The organism is Legionella stuttgartensis (assembly GCF_977063405.2).
The window spans coordinates 78,432-90,781 of the sequence record NZ_CDRUHA020000071.1 but is presented as its reverse complement, the minus strand read 5'-3'; the positions used below and the strand labels follow the sequence as shown (position 1 = coordinate 90,781).

Below are 12,350 nucleotides of genomic sequence, written 5' to 3'. Positions count from 1 at the left end.
CGTGACTCTAATCATTATCTAGATTTCAGTTACGCCTATATTTCTGGTGCAACAGGAAGTTGCCATTTCAAATTAGTGGAGTGATTAATGAATAAGATACTCTATGTGACCCATGCTCTAATCTCTATTCTTATTTGCTTTTTTAGTAATACTTTGCAGGCAATGACCATAGCACTTCCTCATTCAAATCAATTTATTTCTTACAATGATGTAGGTGAGGGGAAACCAATCGTATTAATCCATGCATTCCCAACCGATCAACGATTGTGGCAGGCCCAACAAGAAGGGCTTAAAGGGCACTTTCGAGTGATTACCTTAGATTTATGGGGATTTGGTGAATCATCTTCGGTGGATGGAAATGCAATTCCTATGACTCAATATGCTGACGAAGTAAAACAACTGTTAGATTACTTAAAAATTGATAAAGCAATCATTGCTGGCGAGTCAATGGGAGGATATATTGCCCTGGCATTTTTAGGCAAATATCCTAATCAAATACTTGGACTAGTACTTTCAAATACCCAGGCGGTGGCAGATAGTCCGGAAACAAAAGCAACACGCGAGAAAACTGCCCTTGAAGTTCTTGAAAATGGGACGGATAATTTAATTAACGGGTTTATGACTAAGGCGCTATCACCTTATGCATCACAACAAACTCGAGCTTATCTACGCCATATTTTAACATTACAAAAATCAACCGCTCTAGCATCGGCTTTGCGTGGAATGGCTCTTCGTAATTCAACAGCAGCTCTACTGGAAACTACAAAACTACCAATTCTGATTATTTCAGGAGAATTGGATAATGTTATTTCCCCGCAACAAAGTATCGATATGCATTCAATTTCAAAAAATAGCCAGTTAATTATTTTACCTGATGCAGGACATTTATCTAATTTAGAGCAACCCGAACAATGGAACCAAGCGGTTATCGAGATGTTTGAATAGTGAATAATTATAGTTTGGGTGAACCCCGGATTATCTTGTCGTCATCCCTTACTACGTTGGGGATGACGGCTTCACACACTCTAATGTTTTTTAGCAAGAAACCAGGGAATTAATACAAACAAAATTAATCCACCGATTAAAAATGATTCGAAAATAAATACATTACCAATAGGTATTTGTGTTGGCGGTACAAAACCGATAACAATTGCTGTAAGACAACAAAGAATCCCCACGGTACATAATAACCACATGACTACATTACCACCTGGGACAGTGTAACCACGATGTATATTGGGTTTGCTGTATCTTAACTTAATAGCAGCTGCAAACATAAAGACATAGACTAATAAGGCCATTTGGGCACAGAGATCACTTAACATCCAGTAGGCCGCATTAATTGAATGTAACAAAATAAAAGCGGTACTTAAAACTGTAAAAATAATAGCTTGTGCAAAGAGAATCGTTGTTGGAGCACCGAATTTATTTGTATGAGCGAATAGAGCAGGTAATGAGCCATCTCTTGCTGAAACCATTAATCCTTTTGTGGGGCCAATAATCCATGCCGAAACGCCACTGAGGCCACCTAAAATAATTAAAACGGCAATAATAGAGGTCATCCAGGGCATATTATACGAATTAAAAAAAACAGCATAAGCATCAATAAGCCCAGATACTACACTTAAACTTTCATTAGGAACTACAACCATAATGGCGATTGAGCCTAAGGAAAGCGTAGAAATGACTAAAATAGTTGAATAAAAAAGTGCTTTTGGATAATCCCGTTGAGGATTTTTTACTTCTTCAGCATGAACAGCGGACATCTCCATACCAAGTAAACCAAATAACACCACTGCAAATAGTGATAAATTACCAAAAGAACTGAAGTCAGGTAACCAGGTCGTGGGATAGCCAACAACCATAGGTTTTCCTTGAATAGCCCAAAGTATGGCTAAGAAAATAATAAAAAGCATTGGGAATATAGTGCCTATTGTTGCTCCGATAGTGCTGACTATGCTCGATACTTTCATTCCAAAGCAATTGAGTATTGTAAATAACCAAAACAGAACAAGCACTGTACCTAACAAATAATACTTGTTGCTTCCTAATTCTGGGGCAATTAAATAAGATAGGGTGGCCGCGATAAAAGCAAGTATCGTTGGATACCATACTACATTATATATCCACTGCAGCCAAATTGTAATAAAAGCTGCTCGTTTACCAAATGCTTCACGAACCCATACATAAATTCCACCTGTTTCGGGGTAGGTAGTTGCTAATTCGGCTGCCACTAAAGATACAGGGATAAAAAAGGCAAATGCAGCTACAACATAATAAGAGACTAATGTAAGTCCGAGTTTGGCACTAATGGGCAAAGTACGTAAGCTATCAACAGCAATGACGTTAATCATTACTAAAGAAAATACACTTAGAACCTTTTTAGGGTGATTCATGATTAGTCCTTAACAAATGCGGTACAAGCAAAACTTTGATGCGCAATGCTATTATCATTAATGAAATTAAATAAAAAAGTAGATTGGTGTCTTTATAACCAAACAAAAGATGAGCATTAGATATATGAGCTAGCTGAATATCAGAGCTGTTGGGCCATAGGCCCAACGTAGAAGGTATCATAATCATCAAGCACTCAGATTCCTGAGAACGTATTGAAGAATACCCCCATTTTTATAGTACTCTAATTCATCAGCTGTATCGATACGACATAATGCTTTAATCTGCTCTACTTGACCATTGGTGCGCTCAATTGTTACTGGAACCATTGAACCAGGCGTTAATGAATCCGATACATCAACGCTAACACGTTCATCTCCTTTCAGATCCAGAGTTTTGCGTGTCATGCCATCACAAAATTGTAGAGGTAAAACGCCCATGCCGATTAAATTAGACCGGTGAATACGTTCAAAGCTTTCAGTAAGTACGGCCTTGACACCAAGCAAATTGGTTCCTTTGGCCGCCCAGTCTCTAGAAGAGCCGGTACCGTATTCTTTCCCTGCAATAACTACAAGCGCATGATGGTCTTTTTGATAAAGCATTGCTGCATCATAAATAGGCATTACTTCGCCAGAAGGAATGTAACGGGTGATGCCTCCTTCTTGACCAGGAGTCATTTCATTGCGAATACGAATGTTAGCAAAAGTACCTCGCATCATTACCTCATGGTTACCACGACGAGAGCCGTAAGAGTTAAACTCTTTTTCATCAACTCCTTTGGATTTTAAGTACAATCCTGCTGGAGAGTTGGCCTTTATGGATCCTGCTGGAGAGATATGATCTGTTGTAATTGAATCACCAAATAATGCCAAAATGTAAGCTTGTTTGATCGGTTTAATTGAATCAGGTTTTGCTTTTAAATTATCGAAAAACGGAGGGTGTTGGATGTATGTTGAATCTGCATCCCACTCGTAGGTTTTTCCACTGCTTGTTTTAATTGATTGCCAGTGTTCATCACCAAGAAATACTTCAGAATACTCTTTACGGAACATGCTACCAGTAACTTTAGATACTTCGGCAGCAATTTCAGCATTAGATGGCCAAATATCTTTCAGATACACATCATTACCTTTATCGTCTTTACCAATAGGCTCTTTGCTTAGATCGATAGTGGTCGTTCCACAGAGAGCATAAGCAACAACTAAAGGAGGAGATGCTAACCAGTTTGCTCTAACTTGTGGATGTACCCGGCCTTCAAAATTACGGTTTCCTGATAAAACAGCTGAAACAACAAGATCGTTATCACTGACACAGTGAGAAATAGCATCGGGCAGTGGTCCAGAGTTACCGATACATGTTGTACAACCATAGCCAACCAAGTTAAAACCTAATTGATCCAGATAAGATTGCAATCCTGCTTGTTTAAGATAATCTGTAACGACTTTAGAACCAGGTGCTAAAGAAGACTTAACCCAAGGTTTGCGTTGGAGTCCTTTTTCAATTGCTTTTTTAGCAACTAAACCTGCAGCCATGAGCACACTTGGATTCGATGTATTGGTACAACTGGTAATGGCCGCAATAACCACATGACCGTGTTTCATTTGGAACTCATGATTCTTAACAGAGAACGAAGAATCTGCTTCTTGTTCTTTTCCTGCTTCTTTAAGGAACGTATCAAATTCCACAGGTAAAGTACTTAATGTTACTTTGTCTTGTGGTCTTTTGGGGCCAGCTAATGAGGGAACAATTGTACTTAGATCGAGTTCCAGAGTATCAGTAAACACTGGGTCTTCACTGTCTTTATCGTACCACATGCCCTGTGCTTTAGCGTACGCTTCAACCAACGCAATAGTATGTTTATCACGTCCAGTCAATTCAAGATAACGAATAGTTTCTTTGTCTACTGGGAAAAATCCACATGTAGCACCATATTCTGGAGCCATATTAGAAATTGTAGCTCGATCAGCAAGGGGTAAGTCGCTTAATCCTGGACCATAAAATTCAACAAATTTGCCCACTACACCTTTTTTTCTAAGCATATGCGTAACAGTGAGTACGAGATCGGTTGCAGTGATTCCTTCCTTCATTTTTCCATGCAATTTGAATCCGATAACCTCTGGAATCAACATCGATACGGGCTGTCCGAGCATAGCAGCTTCGGCTTCGATACCTCCAACGCCCCATCCTAAAACGCCTAAGCCATTAATCATGGTTGTATGGGAGTCTGTACCTACTAAAGTGTCAGGATATGCATATAAAGTACCATCATCAGTGCTACTCCATACAGTTTTTCCTAGGTATTCAAGATTGACTTGGTGGCAAATACCAGTTCCAGGTGGTACAACTTGGAAATTATTAAATGCTTTTTGTCCCCAGCGTAAAAACTCATAACGCTCATTGTTTCGCTTCATTTCAATTTCAGTATTAACTGTTAAAGCGTCTTTACTACCAAATTTATCAACCATAACTGAATGGTCAATGACTAAATCCACAGGTGACAACGGCGAAATTTTATCTGGATTACCACCCAGTTTAGCAATTGCATCTCGCATTGCTGCTAAGTCCACTACAGCGGGAACCCCAGTGAAGTCTTGCATTAATACACGAGCAGGTCTAAAAGCAATTTCATGTTGTGATGTTTTATTGTTCAACCAGTCAGCAACAGCTTTAATATCTTTGGTGGTAACTGTATTGTCATCTTCAAAACGCAATAGATTTTCAAGAAGAACTTTAAGTGAATAAGGAAGACGATGGATTCCGTTTAAATTTTTTTGTTCGGCTTCTTTAAGACTATAATAATGATAAGTTTTTCCATCTACATGCAATTGGGATTTTGTTGATAAGCTGTCATGACCTACTTTCATAAGGAGCTCCTGAAATCAAAAACTGAATGATAGCTCAATTTTAAGAAAATTCCATGAGTTCTTATGAAATTAGGTCAGAACTTTTTAGAATATACTAGCGTACTGTGGGGTATACCCTTGCGTTTCATCAAAAGACAATTGAGGATTATTTACTTGAACACCAGCTTGAAAAACTAATTTCTCTAGGCTTTTTATCTCTGATGTATCAATAGGGCCTGGAATTAATAAGGATGCGCCGCCTGGAGCTAACATCGTAATACCAATTGGAAGCAAAATGGCAGTTATCAATGGATTAATCCATATTGCAGCTATGGATGCTAGGATAAGCGCTGAGCCTAAGATTGTCGCAGCCAGTGATATATTATGCCGAAAGGGCTCTTCGATTACCTTAGTTGCTCCTACAGGATAATAATTCTTATTCTTATGATAAGAATCTATTATATAAGCCGCATTGTGTGGTGTGGATAAACAAGATGATAATGTTTTAGCAAAACGGTGATATTGTTCCAATATTCGTTTTATTTCATAAGGATCCGTGGTTTGTTTCAACGCCTTGTTGAAATCTTCTTTTCGTAATTCCAGCATCTCAAGGAACGCTTTATATTGATCGTCTTGATTAACCAATAGCTTCAAGGCATTTTTAATTTCATCTGAAATTGATTCATATGTATATATATTTTTTTGCTTATAAAAAGAAGGTTTACCATACATGATAATTACTCTTAAAGATTTAGTGAGCGCAGATTAACATTATTTGACTTGGTTTAAAATGGATCTCTTAGGTAAATTTACAATCAAGTAATATTTTTTAACAATAACTTAATTTTTCTAATAAATTATTCAATTGGTATGGATATTGCTATTAAATCTACAAATTAATGGAGGATTGGAATGACAGACTTGAATAAAGCAATATCAAATCTACCTACGGCTGACCTTTTCTCGAATAATCTGTCGGGTAGTAGTAATGCTGTAGATGGCGAAATTTTGACGAATACAGTAGAAAACTCACAGACAAAAAATGCTTTGCCAAATAATGATCTTAAAGATACAAATGATTTCATCTTTTTACTCACCCATATTGCGACGCAAATATCCAAGCATCAAGGAGCAAAGCAAAATTCGTTTCAAGTTTCAGAGGTAACGCAACACTTAAGCCCTACAACGACTAACTCAACCATTGATTCGGATGAAGAGGTGTTGGAAAAAACCATCTCAGAACAAACGAATGAAGAGCAATCACCAAGTGTGGTGGAGGATAATGTTGCTGTCTCTTGGATTAATTCGCAATATTTCCAGCAAGCAGTAGAAAATCTGGCAATCCAAGATGAGCCGCCATCAGGACAACCTGTTTTGATTGAAATGCAGCAAGAAGTTGATGTGAATCGGTTAAATTTTCAGCAAGAATACAATTCAAGTGAAGATAGAAATATAAGTAAAGAGCAAAATGTAGGGCTGAATGTATTAGAAACGGTACAATCAGCCGAAGTTCAAACCCCAGTTCAAGAAGTTCAAAATGTAATGGAACGTACTTTAACTCAAGAAGTACGACAGCAACCAGCTGAACCTGCTTTAATTGAACATGGTTTATTACAAAATGAAGACATTATTTTGAGTTCTGATGCGAATCAAATTATAAAAAATGTGTCATTGAGGCCTGAAGAGCCCACCGAACACGATGAACGCTCAGAAAATCCCCCGTCGCGTGGAGTACGCATGAAATCCATGAGCGCATCCATTCCTTTGCTCCCTAACGTCAATTCTTGGGAAAGTAAAGAAGGAGATAATGAAGAAAAACAGATTATATTGCAGCCTTTAGCTCGTGAAATGGGGAAGCAAAACGAAAGTACGTTACCCACTCAACCTAAACCGGAATCTCTCATGGAACAGCTTGATGGGGTAAAGCTACCGTCAATGGTCAATGTATTTACCAATGAAGTACGTATTAATCCACCTGTGGAAAATCATGCTCGTACTTTTGATGCTATACCTCAAACCCTCACGATACCAATGGAAATAGATAATCCTGAATGGTCAAATCAATTTTCGGAGCGTATTACTTGGCTTGGCCAGCAAGAGGTAACCGGCGCAATAATTAAAATAAATCCTGAAGACTTAGGCCCGTTGGAGATCAATATTAAGGTAATAAATGATACAGCTTCAGTCAATATAACGGCACATAATCATCATGTACGAGATATTATTGACCAAGCATTACCGAAATTGCAGGCAATGATGGCTGAACAAGGCTTAAATTTATCTGAAGTGCAAATTGATTCAGACAGCAGTTCAGGTCAGTTTTCGCAACAAAATGATGGGACTACAGAACAATTGACACATGAAGATGAAGTTGGAGTAACCCCCTTAAAAAATAAGAGGGTGATTAAAGGTCTGATTGATTATTTTGCCTAAGCATTAATACATATAGCGCTTGCTTTCAAAAGCAGTGCGAATTGTTATCGGCAACTTCTTTTACAGCGAATTACACGTCCACTCCAGCGGTCAATGAGACAGCTTTGACTACAGCCATGTCCTATGTATCTCCAATCCGTCCAGATAAATCTTCTATGGTGACGATGGTGGTGGTATGGAGGCGGAGGCGGGCCATAATATGGGGATGGTCCATAATAGCCGCCGGAATGATATCCAATGAAATAAGCGAGCTGCTGACTCTGCAGTTTAGAAGATGTTATCTCAGCCTTAGCTAAATTACTGTATAAGAAACCTATGAGTATTGTGAAAGACAGAACAAGGAGCCGAAAAAACTTATTGCTTCGAATGCTAACTTTTTCCATGTCGCAACTCCATATTATGTTGTTACATTAGGAATTATAGATTATAAATGATTTTCCTGAGCAATTTTTGGATACGATTTATGAAGGAAAAAATAATTCTAATTACTGGATGTTCTAGTGGAATTGGGTTCGATGCTGTTTTTACTCTGAAAAAAAGAGGACACAGAGTTATTGGATCATGTAGAAAAAAAGAAGATGTTCAAAAATTATTAGATATGGGAGTAGAAGCCATTCAATTGGATGTTGCAGATTCCTCCTCAATTCAAAATGGGTTTGCTGAAGTATTGGTTAAAACAGAAGGTCGCTTAGATGTTTTAATTAATAATGCTGGGTATGGTCAAGCAGGGGCTCTGGAAGATATTGGACGTGATGTGATACGAGCCCAATTCGAAACGAACGTTTTCGGGCTACTTGAACTGACGAATCAAGTGATTCCCATCATGCGTAAGCAAGGATGTGGTCGTATTATTAATATAAGTTCAATTTTAGGCATTATCAGTATGCCATTTCGGGGTGCTTATAATGCATCCAAGTATGCAGTAGAGGGCATTAGCGATACACTAAGATTGGAATTAAAATCTTCAGGTATAGATGTCATTACGATAGAACCCGGTCCTATAGAAAGTCGGTTTCGAGATAATTCTGTTGATAACTCATTAAACAACATTGATATGCAGCGTAGTTATTTCAGTAAACAATATGAACGAATGCTGGCTTCATTTAAGCAAAAGAAATCCGACTCTTTTTTTACTCGAAAAACCGATGCGGTGATCGATAAATTGATCCATGCAATTGAGTCTAAAAAGCCTAAAGCCAGATATCCGGTAACATTCCCGGCTCATCTGATGATTTTTTTAAAATGGATTTTAAGCGTTAAAATGCTAGATAAATTCTTTTTGCAGGTTTCAAAAAAAGAACTATCCTAACTGCACTTTTGAGCTTATTAACCCTGATTAAATTGGTACGGAATAATAAACTTTTTTTAAAAAAAAGAAGAAAAACTCAAATTTCTTTGCTAATATCTAAATGGGTTAAAAATCATTAACTATCAAGGAAGTAAAATTATGAAAAAATCAACAATAGCTGTAGCTGCTCTATTAACTGTATTAGCAGCTCCTGTAGTATCTGTTGCTTACGCAGATGATGCATCTACTACTACAAGCACTTGCAAAGGTTGTAATGGTTGCAAAGGTTGCAAGGGTTGCAACGGTTGCAAAGGCTGTAAAGGTTGCAAAGGCTGCGGTGGTTGCTCTGGTGACTAATCTGTAGTTTTGATTCTAATAAAGAGGTAGTTCCTACTACCTCTTCTTTTTTCCTTCCTATATGAAGTAAGAAATATGATTAGTCATGCTGAATTTACATTACCCAAACTTAGCAGTTGGTATAAAAATATTTATTTGAATTACGCCAAACAAATTTTAGAAGCCCAACAATTAATGACAGCTAGAAAAGGTAAAAGCATCCTGCATTATACCTTACAAAAAAAACGACGTTTTGAACGAATGAGCCATTATCCTCGAGGAGATCGCATTGATCGTAATACTGGGGCTCAATATTTTTATCATTGCCATAGAGAAAACTATGAAAGTACAGAACATGGTCATTTTCATTGTTTTTTACGTTACAAACATATCCCTAAAAGTATCAAACCAGCTCCTTTAGCAGATTGGGACAAATATATTGATAACCCTATGACCCATTTGATTGCAATCGGCATAAATCAATTAGGGCAACCAATACGCTTATTCACGGTTAATCGTTGGGTTACTTCAGAAATTTGGTATAATTCAGAATACAGTGCACGCTTACTTAAACACTATAAAATGACTTTAAGTGATGATCCTTATTGGCAAGTGTTGGATCGTTGGGTTGAAGGGATTATTCATTTGTTTAAGCCACAGATTTTATGGTTGCATCAAGAGCGTGATAAAAAAATTATGCAGCATCAAGCAAATAATAGTGCAATTGATAATCCTTATCTGGATTATGAGCTAGAGGAGCTTTCAGAGATTTCAATTGACTTGAAACAACAAATTGAATGGATAATCAGTTAGTATAAAATAGTCACGAGGATTGGTTTTTTTAAATCAATCCTTTTTCTATAAAACACTTAGCCCTCAATCCAAAAATCAAAATCAATAATCTGTACTATAATTTACATGCAAAATAATAAATTCTTTGGAGTATTTGCATGTCAGCCCACGCAAAAAATAGGACTGTAGAAGATCTTAATTCGATACATGAATATTACATGGAAATCATTAATTCAATGCCCAATATAGTTTATTGGATAGATACTGAATGTAATCTGAAGGGGTGTAATAATAATTTCGTGAAATTATTAGGTCTAAATACACTCAAAGACTTCAAAGGCTCGCCTTATCAGAAAATGGAAGAATTTGCCCATTGGAATAAGGAACGAGTAGAAGAATTAAAACTAGAAGATATGAAAGTAATATTTTCGGGTATTCCTCAGCATAACGTGGAAGAAAAAGCGATAGAAGACAGTGCAGGTAAAACTTATTACTTCCTATCCTCACGAGTGCTAATGCAGAATCGCAATAAAAAAATAATTGGATTGATAGTCATTTTAAACGATATCACCATAACTAAAGAACTTAAAAAACATGTTGAAGTTTTACAAGAAGACAATCAAATGATAAAGCCCTTATTAAAAGAGGGTTATTTACCCACTGTGCTGATGGTAGAAGATAATGTTATTGCGCAAAACGTGGAAAAAGCATTACTCACTGCATTACATTGTCAAGTTGATATAGCCGATTCTGCTGATAGCGCAATAAAATTATTCCAGCCTGGAAAATATGATTTAGTGTTAATGGATATTGGATTAGAAGATTCTTCTGGCTATGTTGTTGCAAAACAATTACGTCAAAAAGAAAAAAATACCCAACACCATGTTCCTATAATTGCCCTAACTGGTTTTGAAGCAGACGTAGTCAAATATGATTGCCAGCATTATTTTATGGAAGGAGCAATCAGCAAACCTTTAACTTGTGAACAAGCCGAACAGATTATCAAACACTATGTATACCATATGGATGTTCCTGTGCGCGGTTTGAAGACGACTTAGTATGCTGTTATTATAATCATTTTTGAAATGAATTTATTCTATGAGTAGTAATTCAACTGAAGCTAGTCGTATCTTATCTTTAGATGTTTTTCGTGGTTTGACTATGGCATTAATGGTTTTAGTCAATAGTCAGGGAACGCGATTTATATACCCTATACTCGATCACGCTGAGTGGGACGGATTTACATTAGCTGATTTTGTGTTCCCAGCCTTTTTATTCATCGTGGGAATTACTACCGTTATTAGTCTAAAAAGACACCTCAAAGTGGAGAGTAAAGCCTTACTTTATCGGAGCATTTTTACTCGTACGCTTCTTTTATTTTTATTTGGTATGTTTTTAAATGCTTTTCCTTCTCATTTTGATTTAGCAACTGTGCGTGTTTATGGTATTTTGCAACGCATCGCTTTTTGCTATTTCATTTGTGCTCTTCTTTATCTTAATACTTCAGTGAAGACTCAAATTTTTATTTTTTTTGGCATTCTTATAGGATATTGGTATTTTCTAACCCAGGTTCCAATTCCTGGTCCTGGTATGGAACAATTAAGCATGACAAGAAATTGGGTAAGCTATATTGATTCACTCATATTCTCTCCTGCACATTTATTATCAAAAACCTTTGATCCAGAAGGACTTTTAAGCACTATCCCGGCGATTGCCACGACACTTTCTGGAGTTTTGGCTGGCCATTTTTTGTTAACCTCTATCAGTAAGCAAAAGAAAAGTATGATAATAATTGCGACGGGCATATTATCTCTATTATTAGCCTGGATATGGAGCTATAACGTTCCAATTAACAAAAACTTATGGACAAGCAGCTTTGTTTTATGGAGTAGTGGTTTTTCACTTATTGTTTTTGGTTTGTGTTTTTTTATCATCGATGTCTTAGGGTATATAAAATGGTCGTTGCCTTTTAAGATCTTTGGCATGAATGCCTTATTTATTTTTATTTTTCATGTGCTTTTATTGAAAATTCAATCCATGTTCGTTGTTACTCTGCCTAATGGGTCGCATGATGTTGTTCGAGTTGCAATTTCAGAATATTTATTTGGCTATTTAAGTCCTCAAAACGCGGGCTTATTTTACGCCTTGCTTTTCCTTTTCTTAAATTTTTTAGTTGCTGCTTTTTTATATCAACGAAAAATATTTATTAAAATTTAAACAATTTTCAGGCGAATACAACGACTTTGCTCGTTCTGGCTTAGGAG

10 protein-coding genes are annotated in these 12,350 nt (G+C 36.9%); 7 read left to right on the top strand and 3 right to left on the bottom strand.

Annotated features, from left to right (window positions below; translation table 11 throughout):
- Positions 1-87: 87 nt before the first annotated feature.
- Complete coding sequence (locus ACWTEW_RS25020; protein WP_454780811.1) at positions 88-945, top strand: alpha/beta fold hydrolase; 858 nt, start codon at positions 88-90, stop codon at positions 943-945.
- Between the two features lie 80 nt (positions 946-1,025).
- Here ACWTEW_RS25020 and ACWTEW_RS25015 read toward each other — a convergent pair whose 3' ends face one another.
- The 3 genes from ACWTEW_RS25015 to ACWTEW_RS25005 all read right to left on the bottom strand — a co-directional run bounded on the left by ACWTEW_RS25015 (position 1,026) and on the right by ACWTEW_RS25005 (position 5,969).
- Complete coding sequence (locus ACWTEW_RS25015) at positions 1,026-2,396, bottom strand: APC family permease (RefSeq protein ID WP_454780810.1); 1,371 nt, start codon at positions 2,394-2,396, stop codon at positions 1,026-1,028.
- Between the two features lie 186 nt (positions 2,397-2,582).
- Complete coding sequence (gene acnA, locus ACWTEW_RS25010) at positions 2,583-5,258, bottom strand: aconitate hydratase AcnA (protein ID WP_454780809.1); 2,676 nt, start codon at positions 5,256-5,258, stop codon at positions 2,583-2,585.
- A gap of 84 nt (positions 5,259-5,342) precedes the next feature.
- Positions 5,343-5,969, bottom strand: coding sequence for a lpg1689 family Dot/Icm T4SS effector (locus tag ACWTEW_RS25005; RefSeq protein ID WP_454780808.1), 627 nt, complete (start codon positions 5,967-5,969; stop codon positions 5,343-5,345).
- 180 nt (positions 5,970-6,149) lie between these two features.
- Here ACWTEW_RS25005 and ACWTEW_RS25000 point away from each other — a divergent pair, with 180 nt between their 5' ends.
- The 6 genes from ACWTEW_RS25000 (at position 6,150) to ACWTEW_RS24975 (ending at position 12,303) form a co-directional block, all read left to right on the top strand.
- On the top strand, positions 6,150-7,670 hold the full coding sequence (locus ACWTEW_RS25000) for a flagellar hook-length control protein FliK (protein ID WP_454780807.1): 1,521 nt from the start codon (positions 6,150-6,152) through the stop codon (positions 7,668-7,670).
- Between the two features lie 463 nt (positions 7,671-8,133).
- Positions 8,134-8,979: an SDR family NAD(P)-dependent oxidoreductase gene (locus ACWTEW_RS24995; protein ID WP_454780806.1), complete on the top strand. Its 846-nt coding sequence runs from the start codon at positions 8,134-8,136 to the stop codon at positions 8,977-8,979.
- Positions 8,980-9,117: 138 nt separating this feature from the next.
- The gene (locus tag ACWTEW_RS24990; RefSeq protein WP_454780805.1) at positions 9,118-9,315 is read left to right on the top strand and encodes a hypothetical protein; all 198 of its coding nucleotides are present in this window, start codon (positions 9,118-9,120) and stop codon (positions 9,313-9,315) included.
- A gap of 75 nt (positions 9,316-9,390) precedes the next feature.
- Complete coding sequence (locus ACWTEW_RS24985; RefSeq protein ID WP_454780804.1) at positions 9,391-10,107, top strand: DUF6969 family protein; 717 nt, start codon at positions 9,391-9,393, stop codon at positions 10,105-10,107.
- A gap of 137 nt (positions 10,108-10,244) precedes the next feature.
- Complete coding sequence (locus ACWTEW_RS24980) at positions 10,245-11,144, top strand: response regulator (RefSeq protein WP_454780803.1); 900 nt, start codon at positions 10,245-10,247, stop codon at positions 11,142-11,144.
- 40 nt (positions 11,145-11,184) lie between these two features.
- Positions 11,185-12,303, top strand: coding sequence for an acyltransferase family protein (locus tag ACWTEW_RS24975; RefSeq protein ID WP_454780802.1), 1,119 nt, complete (start codon positions 11,185-11,187; stop codon positions 12,301-12,303).
- Positions 12,304-12,350 lie beyond the last annotated feature (47 nt).